General features: G+C 75.5%; 22 protein-coding genes. 11 read left to right on the forward strand and 11 right to left on the reverse strand.

Going from position 1 to position 22,437, the window contains the following annotated elements; genetic code table 11:
* Positions 1-51 precede the first annotated feature (51 nt).
* Complete coding sequence (locus tag ACIOFR_RS03100; RefSeq protein ID WP_400991927.1) at positions 52-468, reverse strand: MarR family winged helix-turn-helix transcriptional regulator; 417 nt, start codon at positions 466-468, stop codon at positions 52-54.
* Positions 469-530: 62 nt separating this feature from the next.
* Here ACIOFR_RS03100 and ACIOFR_RS03105 point away from each other — a divergent pair, with 62 nt between their 5' ends.
* On the forward strand, positions 531-1,175 hold the full coding sequence (locus tag ACIOFR_RS03105; RefSeq protein WP_400991928.1) for an MBL fold metallo-hydrolase: 645 nt from the start codon (positions 531-533) through the stop codon (positions 1,173-1,175).
* A gap of 124 nt (positions 1,176-1,299) precedes the next feature.
* Positions 1,300-1,518, forward strand: a complete 219-nt coding sequence (locus tag ACIOFR_RS03110) for a hypothetical protein (protein WP_400991930.1) — start codon at positions 1,300-1,302, stop codon at positions 1,516-1,518.
* A gap of 60 nt (positions 1,519-1,578) precedes the next feature.
* Here ACIOFR_RS03110 and ACIOFR_RS03115 read toward each other — a convergent pair whose 3' ends face one another.
* Positions 1,579-2,466 carry an alkaline phosphatase family protein gene (locus ACIOFR_RS03115; protein ID WP_400991931.1) on the reverse strand — a complete coding sequence of 296 codons (888 nt, stop codon included), beginning with the start codon at positions 2,464-2,466 and terminating at the stop codon, positions 1,579-1,581.
* A 179-nt stretch (positions 2,467-2,645) separates the two neighbouring features.
* Between ACIOFR_RS03115 and coaE the strand changes: the two genes are divergently transcribed.
* Complete coding sequence (gene coaE, locus ACIOFR_RS03120; RefSeq protein WP_400991933.1) at positions 2,646-3,245, forward strand: dephospho-CoA kinase; 600 nt, start codon at positions 2,646-2,648, stop codon at positions 3,243-3,245.
* On the opposite strand, the gene ACIOFR_RS03125 is transcribed toward coaE, so the two are convergent.
* Positions 3,233-3,958, reverse strand: a complete 726-nt coding sequence (locus ACIOFR_RS03125) for a hypothetical protein (protein ID WP_400991935.1) — start codon at positions 3,956-3,958, stop codon at positions 3,233-3,235. The genes coaE and ACIOFR_RS03125 overlap by 13 nt on opposite strands.
* A gap of 85 nt (positions 3,959-4,043) precedes the next feature.
* Here ACIOFR_RS03125 and ACIOFR_RS03130 point away from each other — a divergent pair, with 85 nt between their 5' ends.
* The 3 genes from ACIOFR_RS03130 to ACIOFR_RS03140 all read left to right on the forward strand — a co-directional run bounded on the left by ACIOFR_RS03130 (position 4,044) and on the right by ACIOFR_RS03140 (position 6,253).
* Positions 4,044-4,937 (forward strand): LysR family transcriptional regulator, encoded by an 894-nt coding sequence (locus tag ACIOFR_RS03130; protein ID WP_400991937.1) that lies wholly within the window; start codon positions 4,044-4,046, stop codon positions 4,935-4,937.
* Between the two features lie 79 nt (positions 4,938-5,016).
* The gene (locus ACIOFR_RS03135) at positions 5,017-5,568 is read left to right on the forward strand and encodes a SigE family RNA polymerase sigma factor (protein ID WP_400991939.1); all 552 of its coding nucleotides are present in this window, start codon (positions 5,017-5,019) and stop codon (positions 5,566-5,568) included.
* On the forward strand, positions 5,561-6,253 hold the full coding sequence (locus ACIOFR_RS03140) for a hypothetical protein (RefSeq protein WP_400991941.1): 693 nt from the start codon (positions 5,561-5,563) through the stop codon (positions 6,251-6,253). Before ACIOFR_RS03135 ends, ACIOFR_RS03140 begins: the two co-directional genes overlap by 8 nt.
* 28 nt (positions 6,254-6,281) lie before the next feature.
* Here ACIOFR_RS03140 and ACIOFR_RS03145 read toward each other — a convergent pair whose 3' ends face one another.
* From ACIOFR_RS03145 to soxR, 3 genes are all read right to left on the reverse strand, one after another.
* Complete coding sequence (locus ACIOFR_RS03145) at positions 6,282-6,671, reverse strand: VOC family protein (protein ID WP_400991943.1); 390 nt, start codon at positions 6,669-6,671, stop codon at positions 6,282-6,284.
* Positions 6,672-6,708: 37 nt separating this feature from the next.
* Positions 6,709-7,560 carry an SAM-dependent methyltransferase gene (locus ACIOFR_RS03150; protein WP_400991944.1) on the reverse strand — a complete coding sequence of 284 codons (852 nt, stop codon included), beginning with the start codon at positions 7,558-7,560 and terminating at the stop codon, positions 6,709-6,711.
* 123 nt (positions 7,561-7,683) lie between these two features.
* On the reverse strand, positions 7,684-8,172 hold the full coding sequence (soxR, locus tag ACIOFR_RS03155) for a redox-sensitive transcriptional activator SoxR (RefSeq protein WP_400991946.1): 489 nt from the start codon (positions 8,170-8,172) through the stop codon (positions 7,684-7,686).
* Positions 8,173-8,235: 63 nt separating this feature from the next.
* Between soxR and ACIOFR_RS03160 the strand changes: the two genes are divergently transcribed.
* Both ACIOFR_RS03160 and ACIOFR_RS03165 read left to right on the forward strand, forming a co-directional pair.
* The gene (locus tag ACIOFR_RS03160; protein WP_400991947.1) at positions 8,236-8,955 is read left to right on the forward strand and encodes a transketolase; all 720 of its coding nucleotides are present in this window, start codon (positions 8,236-8,238) and stop codon (positions 8,953-8,955) included.
* A 28-nt stretch (positions 8,956-8,983) separates the two neighbouring features.
* Entirely contained in the window at positions 8,984-9,886 is a 903-nt protein-coding gene (locus tag ACIOFR_RS03165) for a transketolase family protein (RefSeq protein ID WP_400991948.1), read from the forward strand.
* Here ACIOFR_RS03165 and treZ read toward each other — a convergent pair.
* From treZ to glgX, 3 genes are all read right to left on the reverse strand, one after another.
* Positions 9,876-11,633, reverse strand: a complete 1,758-nt coding sequence (gene treZ / locus ACIOFR_RS03170; RefSeq protein WP_400991949.1) for a malto-oligosyltrehalose trehalohydrolase — start codon at positions 11,631-11,633, stop codon at positions 9,876-9,878. The two genes, ACIOFR_RS03165 and treZ, sit on opposite strands and share 11 nt — an antisense overlap.
* Positions 11,630-14,035 (reverse strand): malto-oligosyltrehalose synthase, encoded by a 2,406-nt coding sequence (treY, locus tag ACIOFR_RS03175; RefSeq protein WP_400991950.1) that lies wholly within the window; start codon positions 14,033-14,035, stop codon positions 11,630-11,632. The genes treZ and treY overlap by 4 nt, the downstream gene beginning before the upstream one ends.
* 77 nt (positions 14,036-14,112) lie before the next feature.
* On the reverse strand, positions 14,113-16,230 hold the full coding sequence (gene glgX, locus ACIOFR_RS03180; RefSeq protein ID WP_400991952.1) for a glycogen debranching protein GlgX: 2,118 nt from the start codon (positions 16,228-16,230) through the stop codon (positions 14,113-14,115).
* Positions 16,231-16,644: 414 nt separating this feature from the next.
* Between glgX and ACIOFR_RS03185 the strand changes: the two genes are divergently transcribed.
* Together ACIOFR_RS03185 and ACIOFR_RS03190 are read left to right on the forward strand one after the other, a co-directional pair.
* On the forward strand, positions 16,645-17,904 hold the full coding sequence (locus ACIOFR_RS03185; protein ID WP_400991954.1) for an SAV2148 family HEPN domain-containing protein: 1,260 nt from the start codon (positions 16,645-16,647) through the stop codon (positions 17,902-17,904).
* A gap of 179 nt (positions 17,905-18,083) precedes the next feature.
* The gene (locus tag ACIOFR_RS03190; RefSeq protein ID WP_400991956.1) at positions 18,084-19,253 is read left to right on the forward strand and encodes a Dyp-type peroxidase; all 1,170 of its coding nucleotides are present in this window, start codon (positions 18,084-18,086) and stop codon (positions 19,251-19,253) included.
* Between the two features lie 123 nt (positions 19,254-19,376).
* On the opposite strand, the gene ACIOFR_RS03195 is transcribed toward ACIOFR_RS03190, so the two are convergent.
* Positions 19,377-20,300 carry a S1 family peptidase gene (locus ACIOFR_RS03195; RefSeq protein WP_400991957.1) on the reverse strand — a complete coding sequence of 308 codons (924 nt, stop codon included), beginning with the start codon at positions 20,298-20,300 and terminating at the stop codon, positions 19,377-19,379.
* Positions 20,301-20,568: 268 nt separating this feature from the next.
* Between ACIOFR_RS03195 and ACIOFR_RS03200 the strand changes: the two genes are divergently transcribed.
* A complete protein-coding gene (locus tag ACIOFR_RS03200) occupies positions 20,569-21,270 on the forward strand; it encodes an exonuclease domain-containing protein (protein ID WP_400991958.1) in 702 nt (233 codons plus the stop codon).
* Positions 21,271-21,297: 27 nt separating this feature from the next.
* Here the strand turns inward: ACIOFR_RS03200 and ACIOFR_RS03205 are convergent, their stop codons facing one another.
* Complete coding sequence (locus tag ACIOFR_RS03205) at positions 21,298-22,299, reverse strand: polysaccharide deacetylase family protein (protein WP_400991960.1); 1,002 nt, start codon at positions 22,297-22,299, stop codon at positions 21,298-21,300.
* Positions 22,300-22,437 lie beyond the last annotated feature (138 nt).

The raw sequence follows: 22,437 nt of genomic DNA on the forward strand, positions 1-22,437 counted from the left end.
TGCACAACGCGCGAGCGGCCCCGGGGCATGTCCCGTTCACCCGGACGGCCCTCAGGCCAGCCGTCGCAGCAGCTCCACGCTCCGCCGCAGCACCTGCTGCTCGTCCGGGCTGAGCCGCTCCGTGATGGCGGCGGCGAGCTCCCCCTCGCGGCGGGCCCGCTGGGCGTGCAGGGCGGCGGTGCCGCTCGGGGTCGCGGCGATCAGCACCTTGCGGCCGTCGTGGGCGTGCGGGCGCTGCTCGACCATCCCCGCCTCGGTGAGCAGGGCGACCGTCCGGGCCATCGACTGGTGGCGGACGCGTTGCAGCTCGGCCAGTTCGCTGGTGGTGCAGGGGCCTTCGCGGACCAGCCGGCCCAGGACGGCGGCCTGGTTCTGCGGCAGCTCGTCGCCGGCCCGCAGCCCGCGCACCAGGGTGCCGACGGTCAGGCGCAGCTCGGCGGCGAGTTCCAGGGGGTCGACGTTCTCCATGGGGTCAGCCTAGCGCGTTGATGTGCAGCAAAACTGCACAGCCTTGCTGTAGGGTTTTTCCCATGCGACTGACCAAGCTTGGCCATGCCTGTGTCCGGATCGAGCGGGGCGGCACCACCATGGTGATCGACCCCGGGATGTTCACCGAGGCCGACGCGCTCCGGGGCGCCGACGCGGTGCTGATCACCCACGAACACCTGGACCACTTCGCCGAGGACCGGCTCCGGGCGGCCGTCGCCGACCACCCGGGCCTGCGGATCTGGACCAACCGCGCGGTGGCCGACCACCTCGACGGCATCGCCGCCAACGTCTCGGTGGTCGGCGAGGGCGACGCCTTCGAGATCGACGGCCTCGACGTCAGCGTGCACGGCGAGTGGCACGCGGTGATCCACCCCGACATCCCGCGGGTCCACAACATCGGGTTCCTGCTCGGCGGCACGCTCTTCCACCCCGGGGACGCGCTCACCGTCCCGCCGCACCCGGTGGAGACGCTGCTGCTGCCGGTCGCCGGCCCGTGGACCAAGGTCTCGGAGCTGATCGACTACGTCCGGGAGGCCGGCCCCTCGCGGGCCCTGGCCATCCACGAGGCGGTGCTCAGCGACGTCGGCCGGTCGGTGCACGGGCGGCTGCTCGGCGACGGCGGTCCCGGGACGGGCGCCGAGTTCGCCCAGCTCGCCGTCGGCGAGGGCGTCGACCTGCCCGGCTGAGCGCCCGCCGGACCGGGAACCGGGTGCGCGGCGCGGCGCGGCTCGTCCTCGCCCGTATGGACTATCTGCCGGAACTCTTCGCGGCCCTGCCCGCCCTGGACGCCGGGGCCGAGGTGCCCGGGCCGTGGCGGTTCCGCCGGGCCGGGTCCTGGCCGGCCGGCGGCCCGCCGACCGCCCGGCGGGCCGGGGCGAGCCGGACGACTTCGCCGAGGGCTGGCTGATGCTCCCCGACGAGGCCTCGGGCGGCCCGGCGCTCGCCCTGCTGGTCGACCTGGACGGGTACCGGCTGGTCCCGTGCCTGGACGCGGCGGGCCGGGTGACGGCCGCCCTGGTCCACCGGTGAGCGGGTCCCGCCGGCGGCCCAACCCGGCTGGACCGCAGCCGGGTGGGCGCGCGCCGTCGCTCAGGAGGCCGGTGCGGGCTCCCCGGCGGGGGTGAACGGGCGGCCGTCCAGCGTCCAGTGCGGGTCCGGGACGATCTCCAGCGCCGCGTAGACGTGCGCCGCGACATCGGTGTGGTGCAGCGGCCGGACGGCCCCGCCGGGGACGATGCCGGGGCCCTGGGCGGCTATCCAGGCGGTGCGCTCCAGCTCGCTGCGGCCACCGTGGCCGCCCTGGTCGACGTGGCCGTGGTCGGTGACCACGATGACCGTCCACTCCTCCCCGGCCCGGTTCGGGCGGCCGTCGACGGCGGCCAGCAGCCGGCCGAGCCGGCGGTCGGCGGCCTCCGCCGAGTGGCGGTACTCCTCGCCGCAGCCCAGGAAGTGGGCGGTCTCGTCGACCGCGCCGAGGTAGACGAAGGAGGCCTGCGGGTCGTCGTCGCTGCGGCCGAGCACGTACTCGGCCTCGGCGGTGACCCGCTCGTCGCAGACCTCCCAGGCCTGCGGGGTGTCCTCCAGCGGGGCGACGTAGGACAGCCGGCCCGGCGCGGCGAACAGCGGGCCGCCGCTGCGGGCCAGGAACAGCGGCTCCCAGCCGCCGGCCGCGAAGGTGCGGCGGCGGTGGGTGGCGGCCAGCCGGGTGGTGAAGTCCGGGAAGACGTCCAGCCGGTTGCCGCCGAGGTGGTTGCCGAGCACCCCGTGCTTCGCCACCCCGACACCGGTGGTGATGGTCGCCCAGCACGGCCCCGACATGGTCGGCGTCGCGTCGTCGACCAGCACCGGCGCCAGGAAGCCGGCCTTCGCCACCGCGTCCAGGTGCGGGGTGTGCAGCTCGGGCAGCAGGTCGAGCCGGACGCCGTCGATGCCGACGACCAGGACCCGGCGCGGGCCGGTGGGCCAGAGGCTGGACATGGGGGGTGCTCCGTCCGTTCGAGTGTCTGTCCGGCACCCTAACCGGGCTGACGGCCCGTCGGCGGACCCGGGCCCCGGGGCTGCGGGCCGGACCGCCGAAGTGTTCGCCCGATGTTCGACGGGCGTTCGCCGTCCGGCCCGCCCGGAGCGGGGGCCCGGCCCACCGGTAGCCTGGCGCCATGCTGAGGATCGGACTGACGGGCGGGATCGGCGCGGGCAAGAGCGAGGTCTCGCGACAGCTCGCGGAGCTGGGCGCGGTGATCGTCGACTCCGACCTGATCGCCCGCGAGGTGGTGGCCCCGGGCACCGCGGGACTGCGGGCCGTGGTGGCCGAGTTCGGCCCGGAGGTGCTGCTGGCGGACGGCTCGCTGGACCGCCCCGCGCTCGGCCGGATCGTCTTCGCCGACCCGGCCCGGCTGGCCGCGCTGAACGCGATCGTCCACCCCCTGGTCCGGGCCCGCTCCGCCGAGCTGGAGGCCGCTGCGGGGCCGGACGACCTGGTGGTGCACGACGTGCCGCTGCTGGCCGAGAACGGGCTCGCCCCGCTCTACGACCTGGTGGTGGTGATCGACGTCCCGGACGACGTCCGGCTGGAGCGCCTGGTGCGGCTGCGCGGGATGCCGGAGGAGGAGGCCCGCTCCCGGATGGCGGCGCAGGCCGACCGGCCGACCCGGCTCGCCGTCGCCGACCTGGTGATCGACAACAGTGGCCCGCTGACCGACCTCGCGCCCCGGGTGCAGGAGGTCTGGCGGCGACTGAAGGACCGTCAGGCCGACTGAGGCGCGGCCGCCCGCGCCACGGCCGCCGCCGCCAGCCCGCGGATCAGCGGGTGCACGCCGCCCCCGGCGCCGCCCGACAGCTCCGGCTGGAAGAGCGTGGCCAGGTAGAACGGGTGCCCCGGCAGTTCGGCGATCCGCACCTCGCCCGCCTCGTCGCGCCCGCTGAACCGCATGCCGTGCTCGGCCAGGACGGCCAGCCCCGGGCCGCTCGGCCCGTACGAGCAGTGGTAGCGCTCGACGGTCCGCCCGGCCGCCAGCAGCCGGGCGGCCAGCGACCCCGGCTCGACGGCGACCGCGCCTTCGTGGCCCACCAGCGAGCAGGCCAGCGGGGCGATCAGCGGATCGGCGGCGCCCGGGTCGTTCTCGGCGTGCGCGGCCCCGGCCAGCCCGCAGACCGTCCGGGCGAACTCCAGCATCGCGTGCTGGAACCCGCCGCAGGTGCCCAGGAACGGAATGCCCAGCTCACGGGCGGTACGGGCGGCCGCGACCGCGCCGGCCTCGCTGCGGTACGGGCTGCCCGGCACCAGCCAGACGGCGTCGAAGGCGGCCACCGCGCCGTCGGCGACGGCGTCCTCGGTGGGGATCCAGTAGGCGTCCAGCACCAGCTGCTCGCGCCGGGCGAGGGCGTCCAGCAGACCGGGAATGCGGGCGTGTGAACGGACACTGGGGGAGCGGTCGCCGACCAGGGCGACCCGCGCGGTGCGGTAGGTCATGCGTCCATCCTGAGGGGCCGTCCGTCATCAGCGCCAACGATGATCCATGACCTGTCCATCAGTGGAGCTGATGGACAATAGCGGGATGGACCCGGTCTTCCTGCGCACCTTCACCGTCGTCGCCCGGCTCGCCTCCTTCTCGGCCGCCGCCCGGGAGCTCGGCTACACCCAGTCGGCCGTCTCCCAGCAGGTCGCGGCGCTGGAGTCGGACCTGGGCGCCGCACTGCTCGAACGGCGCCCGGTCCGCCCGACCGAGGCCGGGGAACGGCTGCTGGAACACGCCGGCCCGCTGCTGCTGCGCCTGGACGCGGCCCGCGCGGACGTCCGGCGTCTGGCGGGCGCCCGGCCGGCCCGGCTGGTGGTCGGTGTCTCCGCCCAGGCCGTCACCGACCGGCTGGCCCGGGCCCTGTCCGGGGTCAGGTCCGCCCATCCCGGCCTCGACCTGACCCTGCGGCAGCTGCCGCGCGCGGCCGTGGCCGCCGAGGTCGCCACCGGCGCCGTCGACCTCGGTCTGGTCGACGGCGTGGCCGCCCCCAGCGACCCGCTCGGCCTGCCGGACGTCGGACCGCTGCTCACCGCCGCGGTCGCCGAGGAACCGCTGGCCCTCGCCCTGCCGGCCGGGCACCCGCTCGCCGCCCGCCCCGGCGTGGCGCTGGCCGACCTGGCCGACGCCCGGTGGCTGGACGCGCCCGAGGTGGCCATGGCGCTGGACCGGCTGCGCGTTGCCGCCGGAGCGGACGGCTTCCGGCCCGCCACCCGCTACCTGGGCAGCGAACTGCGCGGCCTGCTGGCGCTGGTCGCCGCCGGGCACGGGATCGCGCTGCTCCCGTCCGCCGCCCTGCGTGGGGCGGACGGCGTCGTGGCCGTCGCGCTGCGGACGCCCCGGCTGGTCCACCGGGTCGAGCTGGTGCACGGCAGCCTGCCGCCCGGCCCGGCGGACCGGCTGGTGCGGCTGCTCGCCGCCGCACCTGAGAAATGACCTGCAACCCGGCGCGGCGGCCGTGCGTACCCCCGTCGGATGCGCGGGCATCCGATCGACACGATGGAGCAGCGACAGGATGACCGACGAGGAGTACAACGCGTTCTACCTGTCCTCGTTCTCCCTTCTGGTGCGGCAGGTCTACGCCATGACCGGGGACTTCAACGAGGCGCAGGACGCGGTGCAGGAGGCCTTCGTACGGGGGTGGGCGAACCGCGCGGGGCTGAGCACGGAGGAGGGCACGCCGCACGCCTGGATCCGCACGGTCGCCCGGCGGCTGGCGGTCAGCCGGTGGCGCCGTGCGCTGCGCGGGCGGGTGCTGGAGCGGCAGCAGTTCAGCCGCCGCGACGTGCCGGGCCCGGGCCCCGAGCACACCGCCCTGGTGGCGGCGCTGCGGCGGCTGCCGGGGGCACAGCGGCAGGCCGTGGTGCTGTTCCACCTGTGCGACCTGAGTCTGGCGCAGGTGGCGGAGGAGACCGGGGCGGCGATCGGCACGGTCAAGGCGCGGCTGTCGCGCGGCCGGGCCGCGCTGGCCGAGTACCTCGGTGACGAGGAGGGCCCGGCCGGGGCGGCCGGGCGGCGGGGGCGGGGGTCTTCCCGCGGCGACGAGAGGATGGCGAACTGTGCCTGAGGCGGACGAGTTCACGGGCGGGGAGAGTCTCACGCTGGCCCTGCGGGAGCTGGTGGCGGACGCTCCGGCGGCGATCCCGCTGCCGTACGGCACGGTCCGCGAACGCGGGGTGCGGCGCAGGCGACGGCGGCGGGCCGCGCTGGGGGTGACCGCGGCGGTGTGCGCGGCGGCGCTGCTGGGCGGCGGCGGGCTGCTGTGGCAGCAGGGCCGGGGGGCGGCCGCCGGGCCGGTGGCTCCGGCGGCCTCGCCGGGAGCCCACCGGACCGAGACCACGGTGGTGGTCCCGAACGCCAACCTGCTGATCGTCCGCACCGGTTCCGAGCCGGCGAGGCCGCTGATGGCGGCCCCGGGCTGGCCGCTGGACGGGCCGGGCGCGGTGGCCGAGGGCCGGCGGTACACGGTGACGGCCAAGCGGGCGACCGCGGCCATGGACCGGCGCAGCGGCGCCGTCCTGGCGGAGGCCGGGCCGGCCGCGGACACGGCGGCGCTGGCCTGGTGCGTCGGGCTGACCGCGCCGGACGGTGCCGCGGTGTGGATCTGCACCCGGCCGGAGGGGCTCGACCCCTTCCGGCGGCAGGCCGGGACGCCGGCCGCGGTCGGGCTGTCCGAGGCCGACGCCCGGTGGTACTTCGAGCACACCGAGGTCGGCGACCTGCTGGACGTGGTCGGGCCGAACCGGTCCTGAGGAGGACGGGCGGATCGGCCCGGCGGGGTCAGCCGGCCGGCTGGAGCAGGTCCCAGCGGTTGCCGTAGAGGTCCTGGAAGACCGCGACGGTGCCGTACGGCTCGTGCCGGGGCTCCTCCAGGAAGACCACGCCGGCGGCCGTCATCCGGCGGTGGTCGGCGGCGAAGTCCTCGGTGACGAGGAAGTGGCCGACCCGGCCGCCGGTCTGGTCGCCGATCCGGGCCTGCTGCTCGGCCCTGGTGGGCCGGGCGAGCAGCAGGCCGGACTCGGTGGCGCCGCGCGGGGCGACCACCACCCAGCGGTTGCCGTCGCCGCGGGGGGTGTCCTCGCGCAGTTCGAAGCCGAGGGCGTCGACGTAGAAGGCGATGGCCTCGTCGTAGTCGCGGACCAGCAGGGTGGTGAGGGAGATGTGCGCCATGCCCCGATCCTGCCAGCCGGTGCCGGGCGGCGGGCTGTCAGGGCTTGCGGGCCACTGCGGCCCAGATCGCGACCTCGCGGTCGGTGTCCTGCGGCTCCTGGTCGGGCCGCCACAGCGGCGCGGTGACCAGGCCGGGTTCGGCCAGCTCCAGCCCGTCGAAGAACCGGGCCACCTGCTCGCGGCTGCGCATGCTGAGCTGCGCGGTCGCGGCCCGGTAGACGGCCGGTCCCTTGGCGGCCTGCTCGGGCGTGGTGAAGTCGCCGGTGGCGTGGGAGAGGGCGATCCGGCTGCCGGCGGGCAGTGCGTCCAGCAGGGTGCGCACGATGCCGTACGGGTCGTCGGCGTCGTCGATGAAGTGCAGGACGGCGAAGAGCAGCAGGCCCACCGGCCGGTCGAAGTCGATCACGGCGCGGACGGCCGGGTCGGCCAGTACGGCCTTGGGGTCGCGCAGGTCGCCCTGGACGACGGTGACGTGGCCGGCGCCCGAGCCGGCGAGCAGGGCGCGGCCGTGCACCAGCACGATCGGGTCGTTGTCCACGTACGCGACCCGGGCGTCCGGGACGATCCGCTGGGCGATCTCGTGGGTGTTTCCGGCGGCGGGTATGCCGGTGCCGATGTCCAGGAACTGGGTGATGCCCTCCTCGGCGAGGTGCCGGACGGCGCGCTGGAGGAAGGCCCGGTTCGCGCGGGCGCTGATCCGCACCAGCGGGCCGAGCGAGACGACCTGCTCGGCGGCGGCCCGGTCGGCCGGGAAGTTGTCCTTGCCGCCGAGGTAGTAGTCGTACATCCGGGCCGGGTGCGGCACGTCCGGGCGCAGGTCGACCGGTACGTGGGCCTCCGCCCCCTCGCCCGACATCCAGTCCAGCGAGACGTCCTGATGGTCGGTCATGGAGTGCTCCCCCGTTGCGCGTGGTGTCGCTGGCAGCATAGACGGGACGGGTGGAGTTGCCGAAGGGAACGGAGAACCGGGCCCGGCGGACTCGGCGAACACGCCCTGGCTCCGCGGGTGCCCTCAGGTCGTGGCGGGCAGCGGCTCGGGGCCGGCGGTGGGGTCGCCGGTGCGCAGGTAGCGGGCGCCGGAGCCGGCCCGGCCGGCGCGGTCGTCCGCGTTGTAGAGCCCGCAGCGGGTGAGCGAGAGGCAGCCGCAGCCGATACAGCCGGTCAACTTCCGCTTCATCAGCTCCAGTTCCTCGATCTGCCGCTCGATCCTCAGCTGCCAGGTGCGGGCGACGCCGTTCCACTCCTCGTGGCTGGGGGCCCGGTCGACGGGCAGCCGGTCGAGTGCGGTGCGCACCTCGTCGAGGGAGAGTCCGACCTGCTGGGCGGCCCGGACGAAGGCGATCCGGCGCAGCGTGGAGCGGGCGAAGCGGCGCTGGTTGCCGGTGGTCCGTTCGGAGTGGATGAGGCCCATCCGTTCGTAGTAGCGCAGCGCCGAGGTGGCCAGGCCGCTGCGTTCGGCGAGCTGGCCGATGGTCAGGAGGTCTTGCCGGCTGAGTCCCATGGCGCCGAGGATAGCGCCGGCGCGGCTTGACTTGAAGTCGACTTCAGGTTGCACGATCCTTCCATGACCACCGCGACACGAACCGAGCGGCGGCCCGAGTCCCCGTACGGCTTCTCGGACCTGCCCGACCTGCTCTCCCTGATGACCGGCGCGGAGAAGCACGGCCCGGCCGCCACCTCCACCCTGGACGTCCTGTGGGTGCTCTACGACCGGGTCCTGCGGGTCTCGCCGCAGACCGTGGGGGCCGCCGACCGGGACCGCTTCCTGCTCTCCAAGGGCCACGGCCCGATGGCGTACTACGCGGTGCTCGCCGCCAAGGGGTTCCTGGCCCCCGAGCTGCTGGCGAGCTTCGGCGGTTACGACTCCCCGCTCGGCCACCACCCGGACCGGCTGCTGGTGCCGGGCGCCGAGGTCGGCTCCGGATCGCTCGGGCACGGCCTGCCGCTGGCCGTCGGCACCGCGCTCGGTCTGCGGGCCCGGGCGCTGGCCGACCCGGCGGTGTGGGTGCTGATCGGCGACGCCGAGTTCGACGAGGGCAGCAACCACGAGGCGGTGGCCTTCGCCGGGGCCGCCGGGCTGGAACGGCTGCACGTGGTGGCGATCGACAACTCCTCGGCCACGCACGGTTGGCGCGGCGGCATCGCGGCCCGGTTCGCGGCGGAGGGCTGGTCGACCGAGACCGTCGACGGCCGTGACCACGAGGCGCTGTACCGGGCCTTCACCGCGCCGCACCCCGGCCGCCCGCACGCCGTGGTCGCCCGTGTCGAGCCCAAGAACGCCTGAACTCCCCTTCCCCGTAGAGGAACCCCCGATGGAAACCATGCGCGACCGCTTCATCGACGTCACCGGCGACCTGCTGGACACCGACCCCCGGCTGGCCGTGCTGCTGGCCGACATCAGCGCGGCCGGCTTCGCGGCCGCGGCCGAGCGCCACCCGGACCGGGTGGTCAACGTCGGCATCCGCGAGCAGCTGTTGATCGGCGCGGCCGGCGGGATGGCCCTGACGGGGATGCGGCCGATCGCCCACACCTTCGCCAGCTTCCTGGTCGAGCGCCCCTTCGAGCAGGTCAAACTGGACCTCGGCCACCAGGGCGTGGGCGCCGTCCTGGTGAGCGCCTCCGGTTCGTACGACTGGCCGGCGGGCGGCCGCACCCACATGGCGCCGGGCGACGTCGCGCTGCTGGACACCCTGCCCGGCTGGTCGGTGCACGTGCCCGGCCACCCCGACGAGGCCGAGGCGCTGCTGCGGCACGCCGCCGCCGACGGCGACAGCCTGCAGTACGTCCGGCTCTCGGTGCACAGCAACGGAGCGGCCCGCGCGGTGCGCCCGGGCCGCTTCCTGACCGTCCGGCGCGGCGGCGGGGCGGTGGTGCTGGCGGTCGGCCCGATGCTGGACGCGGTGCTCGCCGCGACCGAGGGCCTGGACGTCACGGTGCTCTACGCCGCCACCGTGCGCCCCTTCGACGCGGCCGGCCTGCGGGCCGCCCTCGGCGAGGGATCCGACGTGGTCCTGGTCGAGCCCTACCTGGCGGGGACCTCCGACCGCGAGGCGCACGCGGCCCTGGCCGACCTGCCGCACCGGGTGCTCGGCCTCGGCGTCCCGCGCGAGGAGCACCGCCACTACGGCTCCATCCCCGAGCACCTGGCCGCCTACGGCCTCGACGCGGCCGGTCTGCGGGCCAGGATCACGGGCTTCACCGGCTTCACGGGCTGAGCGCCGGGGCGCGGCCGACCCGGACGACCGCCACCGAGTCCGGGCCGAGGACCAGCGAGCCGTCCCCGCCGGGACGGGCGTCGCCGAAGGCCGCCAGGGTGCCCGCGTACGGTGCGTCGAGGCCGACCGCCACCGGCCCGGCGCCGCCGATCCGGACCGCCACCCGGTACGGGCCGCGGTGCACCAGCAGCCAGCCCTGCTCGCGGTCGTACCCGACCCGCACGGCCGCCAGGTCCGGGTCCATCAGCTCGGGGGCGGAGCGCCGCAGCCGGATCAGCCGCCGGTACCAGTCGAGCAGCGCGGCGTGCCGTGCCTGCGCGGGTTCGGTCCAGTCCAGGGTGGAGCCGAGCACCGTGGAACGGGCCTGCGGGTCGGGGACGTCCTCGGCGGCCCACCCGTGCTCGGCGAACTCCCGGCGCCGGCCCTGCCGGACGGCCTCGGCCAGCTGCGGGTCGGTGTGGTCGGTGAAGTACTGCCAGGGGGTGCTCGCGCCCCACTCCTCGCCCATGAAGAGCATCGGGGTGAACGGCGAGGTCAGCACCAGGGCCGCCCCGGCGGCCAGCCGGCCGGGGGAGAGGGAGGCCGAGAGGCGGTCCCCGGTGGCCCGGTTGCCGACCTGGTCGTGGGTCTGCAGGTAGCCGAGCAGCCGGTGGCCGTACGCCGGCGGGAACGGCCGCCCGTGCCGCCGGCCGCGGAACGAGGAGTGGCCGCCGTCGTGGAACCAGCCCCGGGTCAGCGCCCTGGCCACCGCCGCGTACGGGTCCTCGGCGAAGTCCCCGTAGTAGCCCTGGGACTCGCCGGTCAGCAGGGTGTGCAGCCCGTGGTGGAAGTCGTCGCTCCACTGCGCCGCCAGCCCGAGGCCGCCGGCCTGCCGGGGGCCGGTGGTGCGCGGGTCGTTCAGGTCGGACTCGCCGACAAGGAACAGCGGCCGGCCGGTCGCCGCGCCCAACCGGTCGACCTCGCAGGCGAGTTCCTCCAGGAACGGCAGGGCCCGGTCGTCCGCGAGGGCGTGCACGGCGTCCAGCCGCAGCCCGTCGATCCGGTAGTCCCGCAGCCAGGCCAGCGCGCTGCCGATCAGGTACGCCCTGACCTCGTCCGAGCCGGGTGCGTCCAGGTTGACGGCGGCCCCCCAGGGGGTGTGGTGCCGCTCGGTGAAGTACGGGCCGAAGGCGGGCAGGTGGTTGCCGGACGGGCCGAGGTGGTTGTGCACCACGTCCAGCACCACGCCCAGCCCCTTGCGGTGCGCGGCGTCCACGAACCGCTTCAGCCCGTCGGGGCCGCCGTACGGCTCGTGCACCGCCCAGAGCGACACCCCGTCGTAGCCCCAGCCGTACCGGCCGGGGAACGGGCAGACCGGCATCAGCTCGACGAAGTCCACCCCCAGGGCGACCAGGTGGTCGAGCCGTTCGGCGGCGGCGTCGAAGGTCCCGGCGGGGGTGAAGGTCCCCACGTGCAGCTCGTACAGCACCGCCCCCGGCAGGGGCCGGCCAGACCAGGGGGTGTCGGACCAGGCGAAGGCGGTGTGGTCCACCGGCCGGCTCGGCCCGTCCGGCCCGTCCGGCTGCCGGGGCGAGCGCGGGTCCGGCAGCGCCCGGCCGCCGTCGAGGCGGAAGCCGTAGTCCCCGGTGGGGGCCTCGCCCCGCCACCAGCCGGGCCGGCCGGGGTCCGGCCGCATCGGGTGGACCCCGCGGGCCACCTCGACCTCGACCCGCTCGGCGGCGGGCGCCCACACCCGGTACTCGGTCACGGCCGCCGCCCGGCCGTCAGCAGCGCCACCGGCGCCCGCTCCAGCAGCTCGGACACCCTCGCCCCGCCGCCGTCGAGATGCCGTTCGGTCAGCTCGTCGGTCCACCGGCCGGGCGGCAGGGCGACCGTGGTGTCCGCCCAGCCGCCGCGCCGCTGCAGCCCGTACGGCAACCGGGTGGCCAGCGTGACCACCCCGTCCCCGCGGGCGAAGGCGACCAGGTGCCCGGCCGCCGGGCCGGTGGCCTCCAGCGGGCGGTAGGGCCCGAACGGGTGGGTGCGGCGCAGGTGCAGGGCGGTGGTGGTCAGGTGCAGCTTCTCCCGGGCGAGGTCGCCGGGGCGCCCGGCGGGGGAGTCGGTCAGCCGGACGGCCAGCGCGGACAGGTCGACCGGCGCCCGGTTGTCCGGGTCGACCAGGGTGGTCAGCGGCTCCTCGCTGCCCTGGTAGAGGTCCGGCACCCCGGGCACGGTCAGGTGCAGCAGCGCCGCCGAGAGCGAGTTGCTGCGCGCGAACGGCGCCAGCAGCCCGACCATGCCCTCCACCCGCGGGCACAGGCCCGGGTGGCCCAGCACCCCCCGGGCGTACTCGGTCAGCCGCCTCTCGTACTGCTCGTCGGGGGCCGCCCAGGAGGTGTGCACCTTCGCCTCGCGGGCGGACTTCAGCACCACGCCCACCAGCCGTTCGGCCGGCAGCGGCCAGGCGGCGACCAGGGTCTGCCAGAGCAGCCAGGCGCTCGGGCGGTCCGGGCAGGGGCCGGCGGCGGCCGTCCAGGCGGCGCACTCGGCGGCCCACATCTCCGGCAGCTCGGTCAGCACCGCCAGCCGGGCCCGGGCGTCCGCGCTGCGCTTGGTGTCGTGGGTGGACAGCGCCGTCATCGCGTGCGGCCACTGCCGTTCCAGATCCGCGCACCAGCGGTGGAACTCCGCCGGGCGGACGCCCGGCCGGCCCGGGTCGCCGCCGACCTCGTTCAGCCCCAGCAGGCCCGTCCAGCGGTAGAAGGCGGTGTCCTCGACCCCCTTGGCGGCGACCGCCGAGGCGGTCTGCCCGAAACGGGCGCAGAACTCGTCCTTGGCGGCGCTGCGCCCGAGCCGGCCGAGCGCGAGGTCGCGGACCAGCTCCGCGGTCGGTCCCGGCTCGGTGCCGGACTCGTGCAGCGCCTCGAACACCGCGGCGAACTCCGCCACCGCCTGCGCCGGGGCCACCTCGCCCGGCACCACGTACGGGCGGTAGACCGGGTAGGCGGTGAGCAGCGCCCGCAGGGCCTGCCGGAGCTCGCCGGCGCCGTGGTCCGCGAGGGCGGGCTCGGCGGCGCAGATCCGGCCGGCCAGCCGGACCAGCCGCTCCACCTCGGCGGCCAGCTCGCCGTCCGGCCCGGTCAGCTCGGCGCGGGCCCGCAGCCCGGCCTCGGCGGCCGTGGTCCGGTCGGCGACATCCCGCTGGTACGAGGTGGTCAGCCGCTCGGCCCCGGCGTGGTCGGTGAGCACGCCGTCGATCCGGCGCAGCGCGTCGTAGCCGGTGGTGCCCGCGCACGGCCAGTCGGCGGGCAGCCGCTCCTCGCCGGTGAGGATCTTCTCCACCACGGTGTACGCGCCGCCGGTGGCCGCCGCGAGCTGCCGCAGGTAGCCGCGCGGGTCGGCCAGCCCGTCCGGGTGGTCGATCCGGAACCCCTCCAGGACGCCCTCGGCGTGCAGCCGCAGCAGGGTGCGGTGGGTGGCCTCGAAGACCTCCGGCACCTCGATCCGGACGGCGATCAGCTCGTTGACGGTGAAGAAGCGGCGGTAGTTCAGCTCCTCGGAGGACAGCCGCCACCAGGCCAGCCGGTACCACTGGCGGGCCAGCAGCCGGTCCAGCGGCAGCCGTTCGGTGCCGGGGCGCAGCGGGAAGGCGTGGTCGTGGTAGCGCAGCACGTCGCCGTCGACGATCAGCTGGTCGAGGACGGCGCCGAGCCGGTCGCCGAGCAGCGGCAGCAGCAGCCGCCCGCGCCCGGGGGCGTCCTCGGGGCCGGTCTGAGCCGCCCAGTCGATGTCGAACCAGGGCGCGTACGGCGAGTCGGGGCCGTCCCGGAGCACCTGCCACAGCGGCTGGTTGAGCTGCTCGGGCACGGGCAGCGCCATGTGGTTGGGCACCACGTCGGCGATCAGGCCGAGGCCGTGCCGGCGGGCTTCGGCGGCCAGGTCGCGCAGGGCGTCCTCGCCGCCGAGCTGCTCGCTGATCCGGGTGTGGTCGACGGTGTCGTACCCGTGGGTGGATCCCGGTACGGCCTCCAGCAGCGGCGACAGGTGCAGGTGCGAGACGCCGAGCGCGGCCAGGTAGGGCACCGCGCGCCCGGCGTCGTGCAGGGTGAAGCCGGGTTGCAGCTGGAGCCGGTAGCTGGCCGTCGGCGGTCGGGCGGCGGCTGAGGTCATGAGGTCATGCCTACCCGCGCCGGGGGCGGCCTACCTCCGTCCTGGTACGAATGGCGCAGCGCCCGGCGCGGGGCCGCTCAGGCCGGCCGTTGCAGCACCAGCAGCGAGCGGTCGGCGAGCCAGAGGGTGTCGCCGGCCTTCACCCGGGTGCCGGTGCCGGGGGCGGGCAGCACCGGCAGGGTGGTGTCGACGACGACCACCCAGGCGTCGCCGTGGTCGGCGGGGACGGTGAACTCCAGCTGGGCGGAGCTGGCGTTGAAGAGCAGCAGGAAGGAGTCGTCGACGATCTTCCCGCCGCGCCGGTCGGGCTCGGAGATGGCGTTGCCGTTGAGGAACACGGTGAGGGACTTGGCGTAGCTGGTGGACCAGTCCTGCTTGGTCATCTCCTCGCCCGAGGGGGTGAACCAGGCGATGTCGGTCAGGTCGTCGTGGGTGCCGGAGACCGGGCGGCCGTGGAAGAACCGCCGCCGGCGGAAGACCGGGTGGTCGCGGCGCAGCCAGATCATGCCCTGGGTGAACTCCAGCAGTTCGGCCTGCGGGCCGCCGGCCTCGGGCCAGTGCACCCAGGTGAGTTCGTTGTCCTGGCAGTAGGCGTTGTTGTTGCCGAGCTGGGTGCGGCCAAGCTCGTCGCCGTGGGAGAGCATCGGCACGCCCTGGGAGAGCATCAGGGTGGCGATGAAGTTGCGCTGCTGGCGGGCTCTGAGGTCCAGGACGGCGCGGTCCTCGGTCTCACCCTCGGTGCCGCAGTTCCAGGAGCGGTTGAAGGACTCGCCGTCGCGGCTGTCCTCGTGGTTGGCCTCGTTGTGCTTCTCGTTGTAGGAGACCAGGTCGCGCAGGGTGAAGCCGTCGTGGCAGGTGACGAAGTTGATGGAGGCGATCGGGCGGCGGCCGTCGTCCTGGTAGAGGTCGGAGGAGCCGGTGAGCCGGGAGCCGAACTCGGCCAGTGTCGCCGTCTCGCCGCGCCACAGGTCGCGGACGGTGTCCCGGTACATGCCGTTCCACTCGGTCCACAGCGGGGGGAAGTTGCCGACCTGGTAGCCGCCCTCGCCCAGGTCCCAGGGCTCGGCGATCAGCTTGGCCTGGGAGACCACCGGGTCCTGCTGGACCAGGTCGAAGAACGAGGACAGCCGGTCCACCTCGTGGAACTGCCGGGCGAGGGTGGCCGCGAGGTCGAAGCGGAAGCCGTCGACGTGCATCTCGGTGACCCAGTAGCGCAGCGAATCCATGATCATCTGAAGGACGTGCGGGCTGCGCATCAGCAGGCTGTTGCCGGTGCCGGTGGTGTCCTCGTAGAACCGCTGGTCCTTGGCGAGCCGGTAGTACGAGACGTTGTCCAGGCCGCGGAAGGAGAGTGTGGGGCCCAGGTGGTTGCCCTCCGCGGTGTGGTTGTAGACCACGTCGAGGATCACCTCGATCCCGGCCGCGTGCAGCGCCTTCACCATCGACTTGAACTCCTGCACCTGCTGCCCGCGGTCCCCGGTGGAGGAGTACGAGGAGTGCGGGGCGAAGAAGCCGACGGTGTTGTAGCCCCAGTAGTTGGACAGGCCCAGGTCGCGCAGCCGGTGGTCGCGGACGAACTGGTGCACCGGCATCAGCTCGATCGCGGTGACGCCCAGCTTCGCCAGGTGCTCGATGACGGCCGGGTGCGCCAGTGCCGCGTAGCTGCCGCGGATCTCCTCGGGGATGCCCGGGTGCAGCTTGGTCAGGCCCTTCACGTGGGCCTCGTACAGCACGGTGCGGTGGTAGTCGGTGCGCGGCGGCCGGTCGGTGCCCCAGTCGAAGTACGGGTTGATCACCACCGAGTGCATGGTGTGCGGCGCGGAGTCCAGGTCGTTGCGCCGCTCGGGGGCGCCGAAGTGGTACCCGTACACCGACTCGTCCCAGTCGATGTGGCCGCTCATCGCCTTGGCGTACGGGTCGAGCAGTAGTTTGGCGCTGTTGTGCCGCTGGCCGAGGCCCGGGTTGTGCGGGCCGTGCACGCGGAAGCCGTAGCGCTGGCCCGGTTGGACACCGGGCAGGTACGCGTGCCGGACGAAGGCGTCCGTCTCGCGCAGCTCGATGGCGGTCTCCGAGCCGTCCTCCGCGATCAGGCACAGCTCGATCCGGTCGGCGCTCTCGGAGAACACCGCGAAGTTGGTGCCGGCTCCGTCGTAGGTGGCGCCGAGCGGGTACGGCTGCCCTGGCCAGACCTGCATATGTCCTCAACTTCCGTGTAGCGGACGGGACCTGGCGCCCACCGCAGTGTTCCCCGGTGGAGCGCCGCGGCGGGTACCACCCGTCCGTACCGTGACGCACGGCACATGTCGCATACTCCCCAACGGCCGCCCGAAGACCGAACCCATTCACCACTTGTTCGCCCGAACGGGTGTCCGTTGGCCGAAACTGACGGAATCTCGGCTGTTTCCAGCGGACCGACTGTCCGATCGTCGGTCCGACCGCGCCGTCAACGGGCTGCGCCCCGGACGGACGGGGCAGTACTCTTGATCGTCCGGGCATGCCCACCGGACCGCGTGCCGGCCCAGGTTCCGTCGGGGCCGCCACGGTTGAGTCCGTGTCAGTGGACGGCCCGTCACTCCCGGTGAGCGGATGGCCGAGAGGTGAGGTGGCGCATGGGGTTCCCCGCCGACGGCCAGGGCGGGCCCGAACTGGGCCCCCGGCGCAGCGAGGCGCCGACCCTGGTGATGCGGCCCTCCGGCGCCGGACGCGGCACCGTCCCGGGCCAGGCCGGCCCGGTCGAGGGCCCGCTGATGGCCTGGACGGCCGCCGAGTGGGAGACCGCCTACCGCCGGGTCCGGCTGGCCGGGCGGGCCTACGTCTGGCTCAACCTGGTCGAGCAGAAGATGCGCTCCCTGGTCGACGAGGTGCTCCGGCCGCTCTACGCCCCCGCGCACGGCGAGGACTGGGTGACGGCCGCCGCCGGCCCGGCCGGCGAGGAGTGGGTGCACCGGGCCGCGGCCGTCCGCGAGGTCAGCCGCCGCAAGGGCTACCTGCTCGACCCGGCCGACGACGACCCGCTGGTCTTCCTCACCCTGCCCCAGCTGCGCGAACTGATGGTGCAGCACTGGCCCTGCTTCGAGCCGTACCTGGTGGAGCGCCGCGAGGTGGAGCTGGCCCTGGACGAGCTGGAGGTCGCCCGGCACGTGGTCTCCCGCAACCGGAGCCTGTCGCAGACCGTGCTGGACCAGACCGAGCGGGCCGCCGCCCGGCTGCTCGCCCTGCTCGACGGCGGCCACGGCGGGGTGCCCTCCGACGTGGTCGAGGAACTGGTCGGCGGGCGCTTCGCGGACGTGGTCGCCGTCCACGCCGACCGGGTCCGGCTGCAGCGCGAGCTGCCGGTCGAGGACCTGCTGGACGGCGCCCGGCGGCTGGACGCGGTCGGCATCGGGCTCGGGATGCTCTGCCAGAACTACACCGGCAAGCGGCTGGTCCGGCTCGCCACCGACGGCTGCCGGGTCCGGCTGCTCTTCCTCAACCCGGCCTCCAGCGCGGTGCGCCGGCGCGAGCGCGAGCTCGGCATCGGACGCGGTGAGCTGTCCCGGTCGATCGAGATGAACATCATGCACGTGCGCCGGGTCCGGGCCCGGCTGCGCGACCAGGGCGGCTTCGAGATCCGGGTCTTCGACGAGATGCCCCGGTTCACCGCGTACCTGGTGGAGGGACCGCGGACGGCCGGGCCGGGCGGGCGCCGCCGCTCGACCGACCTCGGGGTGGTCCAGCCGTACCTGCGCCGGGCCCGGGGCATCGAGTCGCCCGCGCTGGTGCTGCGCGGCGGGGCCGGACAGGAGCCGGGCGGCACCGAGCCGGGACTGCTGGAGGTCTACCGCGAGGAGTTCGAGGGGGTCTGGGCCGACTCCCGGGCGGTCTCCTGAAGGGCGGCGGGCGGGCACCCGGAGACGGCCGGGCACCCCTCCTGACGCGCCCGCACACCTCGGCCAGGCGGCCGAGCCCCGGTTGCCGGTGCCGGGCGGCGCGGATACCAAACAGGTGAGCGGCCCCCTGTCCGTACGGGCCGCCCCGCCCTGAAGCCCAGCACCCGGGAGCCCGTCCGATGACCAGCCAGCCCACCGCCGACGTCGGCCCGGCCCGCCGCAGCCTGCTCAGGACCGCCGCGCTCGCCACCGGCACCCTGGCCCTGCCCCTCACCGCCGCCCCGGCCCGGGCCGACGAGCCGGGCGGGCTCCGGATCCCGTTCCGTGGTCCGCACCAGGCCGGTGTGACCACCCCGCCGCAGGCCCACGCCGCCTTCGTCGCCTGCAACGTCCGAGCGCCGGACCGGGCCGCCCTGGAACGGCTGCTGCGCACCCTCACCCGGCGGATCGCCTTCCTCACCACCGGCGGCGCCCCGCCCGACCCGGACGGCGACAACGGGATGCTCGGTCCCGTCGTCCCGGCCGACAACCTCACCGTCACGGTCGGCGTCGGCGCCTCGCTCTTCGACGACCGCTACGGCCTGGCCGCCGCGAGGCCCGCCCGGCTGACCGCCATGCGCGCCTTCCCCGAGGACCGGATGCCGCCCGGCGACGCGCACGGCGACCTCTCGCTCCAGATCTGCGCCGACAGCCGGGACACCGTGCTGCACGCCCTGCGCGACCTGATCGCGCACGGCGACGGTGGCCTGCAGCCGCGCTGGCGGGTGGACGGCTTCCAGAACCGGCCGCGGCCGGCCGGAGTCCAGCGCAACCTGATGGGCTTCCAGGACGGCATCGTCAACCCCGACACCGGCTCCGAACGGGAGATGGACCGGCTGGTGTGGGTCTCCGGGACGGGCGGCGAGCCCGCCTGGGCGGCCGGCGGAAGCTACCAGGTGATCCGGGTGATCCAGATGCTCGGCGAGGCCTGGGACCGGCTGCCGGCCACCGACCAGGAACGGATCGTCGGCCGCCGCAAGGACAGCGGCGCACGCCTCGACGAGGCGCCCGAGCGGGCGCACGTCCGGCTGGCCGACCCGCGGACCCCGCAGAGCGCCGACAGCCGGATCCTGCGCCGCGGCTACAACTTCGACCGGGGCGTCGACGCCGGCGGCCGGCTCGACCTCGGCCTGGTGTTCTGCTGCTACCAGCAGGACGTGGTCCGGCAGTTCGAGGCCGTGCAGCTCCGGCTGGCCGGCGAACCGATGGCCGACTTCACGGTGCCGGTCGGCGGCGGCTACTTCTTCGTCCTCCCCGGCGTGCGGGACGAGGACGACTGGCTGGGCCGGAGCCTGCTGGCCGCCGGCTGACGCGCCTCCGGCGGTGCGGCCGCCCGGACCGGGACGGCCGCACCGCCGGTGCGCGGGGTCGGCTCGGGGTGAGCCCGGGGTCAGTGCGGGGTGAGCCGCGGTCTGCGCGGGGTCAGCCCGCGGTCAGAAGGTCAGCGGCTGGAAGAAGGTGGGGCTGCCGCTCGACGCGCCGCCACTGATCAGGCCGAGCCCGGCGCCGCCGTCGTAGACCGGGCCGCCCGAGTCGCCCTCGCCGCCGCTCTGGCTGCTCCTGACCAGCCCCTTCACCAGCCCGTCCGGGTAGTTGACCGTGACGTTGAGCGCCGTGACCGAGCCGCACCGGGTGCCGCTGGTGGCCCCCCGGCCGCAGACCGCCTCGCCCAGCGACGCCCGGGCGAAGCGGCTGATCGGCAGCGAGGAGCCCAGCACGTCGTTCGGCAGGCTCCAGCCGGCGACCGGGGTGATCACCGCCCAGTCCGCACCCGGGTACCGCCAGTCGGTGACCGCGCCGATCCGGTTGCCCTTGGCGTCGTACCAGGTGGTCGCGGCGTCGGCGCAGTGGCCGGCGGTGGTCGTGGTGCCCGGGCGGTAGTTGTTCAGGCCGTTGGTGCACTCGTAGACCAGCCCGGAGGTCCCGCTGTAGATCGCGCTGCCGCCGTGCAGTGTCCCGGCGGCCCGGGCGCCGCGCTGCGCGGGGGCGGGCACCCGGGCGATCCGGCGGCCGACCGGCTCGTCCAGCTCGGTCAGCGCGGTCGGCGCGGGCAGCGCGGACGCGGCCAGCGCGGCGCCGACGAACCCCTCGGTGTGCGCGTCCCCGGCGCCGCGCAGCACCGCGACACTGAGCCGGCAGGCCCGCGGGTCGACGTACCAGTACTGGGCCCGACCGGCCTCGCCCGCGGCGGCCTTGGCGTCCAGGTCGGCCTGCAGACCGCCCAGCCGCGCCAGCTCCGCCGGGCCGCAGGGCGGCGCCTCGATCGGCAGCGGGACGGCCGCTGCGGCCGGGCCGACCGCGGCCGTCCAGAGGAGTGCGGCTGCGGGCAGCAGTGTGCGCAGGACCTTACGTGTCATCAGCGGTGCTCTCCGTTCGTCGGCCGCCCGCCTGCCCGCACGGGGACTCGTGCGCCGGAACGGCCCTGAGCGGCCACCGTACGAAGGCGAACCACCCGGGCCGTCCAGCGCGCCCGCAGGCTCACCTGATCAGCGCAGACCGGCCCCGCGCGGCAGGCCCGCACCGGCCGGCCGCCCGCCCGCAGCGCAGGTCCCGGCGGCCGGGCTGTCACAGGCGCCCGCCATGATGGAGCACGTCACGGCAGCACAGACGGAGAGGACGTGCCACATGAGCTGGTGGAAGGGGCCACTGGTCGGCTTCGACCTGGAGACCACGGGCACCGATCCGGCGGAGTCCCGGATCGTCAGCGCGGCCCTGGTGGACACGCTGGGCGGCCGTACCGAGGCCGCCGCCGGCTGGCTGCTGGACCCGGGCGTCCCGGTGCCCGCCGAGGCGACCGCCGTCCACGGCATAGCCGACGCGTACGCCCGCGCCCACGGCCGCCCCGCCGCCGAGGGCGTGGAGGAGATAGCCCGGGCGCTCTGCTCGCGGTTGCTGGCCGGCCGTCCGGTGGTGCTGTTCAACGCGCCGTTCGACCTGTCGCTGCTCGACGCCGAGTTGCGCCGGTACCGGCTGCCCACCCTGGCCGAGCGGCTCGGCGGCCGGGTCGGGCCGGTGCTGGACGCGCTGGTGATCGACCGCACGGTCGACAAGTACCGCAAGGGCTCGCGCACCCTGCAGCGGGTCTGCGAGGTGTACGGGGTGGAGCTGGCCGACGCGCACGAGGCCGGCAGCGACGCGTTGGCCGCCGTCCGGGTCGCGGTGGCGCTCGGCGAGCGGTACCCGGCGCAGGCCGGCGAGCTGACCCCCGAGCAGTTGCACGACCGTCAGGTGGACTGGTACCGCGCCTGGGCCGAGGGCCTGCAGAGCTGGCTGCGCCAGGGCAAGGAGCCCGACGCCGTGGTGGACGGGCGCTGGCCGCTGCGCTGATCCCCGGCCCGGCGGCGGGCGCGGGGGTCAGGAGGCCGGGAGGTCGAAGCAGTACCCCTGTGCAGTCAGCCACGGCAGCAGCAGCCGGAGCGCCGCGACGGTCTGGCTGCGATCGCCGCCGCCGTCGTGCATCAGCACCACACCGCCCGGCCGCAGGCCGCGCTGGACGGCCGACACGATCGCCGCCGTACCGGGGCGGGACCAGTCGCGCGGGTCGACCGACCAGCTGAGCGACCGCATCCCGGCCCGGGCGGCGATCTGCTCGTTCTCGGCGGTGAAGTCCCCGCCCGGGGCGCGGAACCAGGTCACCGGGGTACCCGCCCCGGCGGCGTCCAGGATCATGTCCTTGGCCGCGGTGATCTCCTGCACCTGCCGGTCGTGGGAGAGCGCGTGCAGCGGCTGCGGGTGGTGCACGGTGTGGTCGCACAGCCGGTGCCCCTCGGCGACGATCCGCCGCACCAGGGCCGGGTTGGCGGCCGCGTTGGTGCCGACCATGCAGAAGGTGGCCCGGACGTGGTACTGGGCGAGCAGGTCGAGGATCGGACCGGTCGCCGGACCGGGCCCGTCGTCGAAGGTCAGCGCCACGCTCCGGCCGCCGGTGGCGGTGGAGCGCACCAGTGCGACGGCCGGTGGCGCCGGCGCGGGCGGGGTGCTCGTCACCGGCCGGCCGCCGGTGGGCCGCGGGGCGGCCGGGGTGTCCGGCCGCGGGGCGGCGGGCTTGGTGGCGGCCGGGGCGTTCGGCGTGGCCGGACGGCCGGAGGGGGAGGCCGGGCCGCTCGTGGCACCGGCCGCGCCCCGGGCGGCGCTCGACCCGGCGCCGGGCGTCGCGGTGGCGGACGGCGAGACGCTCGCGCTCGGGGAGGCGGCGGATGCCGACGCGGAGGCGCTGGGGGTGGCCGCGTCCCCGGCCGCCCGGACCGAGTGCCCCCCGGCACTTCCGCAGCCCGCGAGCAGGACGGGGAGGAGCAGCGCGGCCAGGGCCCCGCACACGGCGCGGTGGTGCGGTGACAGGTGGCGGGGAGGCAGCATGGACGACTCCTGGTGTCGTGCCGACCGGCTCGGGGCGGGTCGTGTGCTGCCATGGACGCGGGGCCGGGCGGACCGGTTCCGGCCACCGGGTAGGAGTGGTGCCGATGACCGGAACCGGCCGTGGCGGTGGCCGGATCC

This window comes from Kitasatospora sp. NPDC088346, from assembly GCF_044740765.1.
Taxonomy (GTDB): domain Bacteria; phylum Actinomycetota; class Actinomycetes; order Streptomycetales; family Streptomycetaceae; genus Kitasatospora.

What these genes read in the sequence shown, in the direction of transcription:
- ACIOFR_RS03205 (WP_400991960.1), bottom strand. Translation starts at nt 22,299, where the DNA reads ATGCTGCCTCCCCGCCACCTGTCACCGCACCACCGCGCCGTGTGCGGG.
- ACIOFR_RS03145 (WP_400991943.1), bottom strand. Translation starts at nt 6,671, where the DNA reads ATGGCGCACATCTCCCTCACCACCCTGCTGGTCCGCGACTACGACGAG.
- ACIOFR_RS03195 (WP_400991957.1), bottom strand. Translation starts at nt 20,300, where the DNA reads ATGACACGTAAGGTCCTGCGCACACTGCTGCCCGCAGCCGCACTCCTC.
- soxR (WP_400991946.1), bottom strand. Translation starts at nt 8,172, where the DNA reads ATGGGACTCAGCCGGCAAGACCTCCTGACCATCGGCCAGCTCGCCGAA.
- ACIOFR_RS03130 (WP_400991937.1), top strand. Translation starts at nt 4,044, where the DNA reads ATGGACCCGGTCTTCCTGCGCACCTTCACCGTCGTCGCCCGGCTCGCC.
- ACIOFR_RS03165 (WP_400991948.1), top strand. Translation starts at nt 8,984, where the DNA reads ATGGAAACCATGCGCGACCGCTTCATCGACGTCACCGGCGACCTGCTG.
- coaE (WP_400991933.1), top strand. Translation starts at nt 2,646, where the DNA reads ATGCTGAGGATCGGACTGACGGGCGGGATCGGCGCGGGCAAGAGCGAG.
- glgX (WP_400991952.1), bottom strand. Translation starts at nt 16,230, where the DNA reads ATGCAGGTCTGGCCAGGGCAGCCGTACCCGCTCGGCGCCACCTACGAC.
- ACIOFR_RS03200 (WP_400991958.1), top strand. Translation starts at nt 20,569, where the DNA reads ATGAGCTGGTGGAAGGGGCCACTGGTCGGCTTCGACCTGGAGACCACG.
- ACIOFR_RS03115 (WP_400991931.1), bottom strand. Translation starts at nt 2,466, where the DNA reads ATGTCCAGCCTCTGGCCCACCGGCCCGCGCCGGGTCCTGGTCGTCGGC.
- ACIOFR_RS03185 (WP_400991954.1), top strand. Translation starts at nt 16,645, where the DNA reads ATGGGGTTCCCCGCCGACGGCCAGGGCGGGCCCGAACTGGGCCCCCGG.
- ACIOFR_RS03100 (WP_400991927.1), bottom strand. Translation starts at nt 468, where the DNA reads ATGGAGAACGTCGACCCCCTGGAACTCGCCGCCGAGCTGCGCCTGACC.
- treY (WP_400991950.1), bottom strand. Translation starts at nt 14,035, where the DNA reads ATGACCTCAGCCGCCGCCCGACCGCCGACGGCCAGCTACCGGCTCCAG.
- ACIOFR_RS03135 (WP_400991939.1), top strand. Translation starts at nt 5,017, where the DNA reads ATGACCGACGAGGAGTACAACGCGTTCTACCTGTCCTCGTTCTCCCTT.
- ACIOFR_RS03150 (WP_400991944.1), bottom strand. Translation starts at nt 7,560, where the DNA reads ATGACCGACCATCAGGACGTCTCGCTGGACTGGATGTCGGGCGAGGGG.
- ACIOFR_RS03125 (WP_400991935.1), bottom strand. Translation starts at nt 3,958, where the DNA reads ATGACCTACCGCACCGCGCGGGTCGCCCTGGTCGGCGACCGCTCCCCC.
- ACIOFR_RS03160 (WP_400991947.1), top strand. Translation starts at nt 8,236, where the DNA reads ATGACCACCGCGACACGAACCGAGCGGCGGCCCGAGTCCCCGTACGGC.
- ACIOFR_RS03190 (WP_400991956.1), top strand. Translation starts at nt 18,084, where the DNA reads ATGACCAGCCAGCCCACCGCCGACGTCGGCCCGGCCCGCCGCAGCCTG.
- ACIOFR_RS03105 (WP_400991928.1), top strand. Translation starts at nt 531, where the DNA reads ATGCGACTGACCAAGCTTGGCCATGCCTGTGTCCGGATCGAGCGGGGC.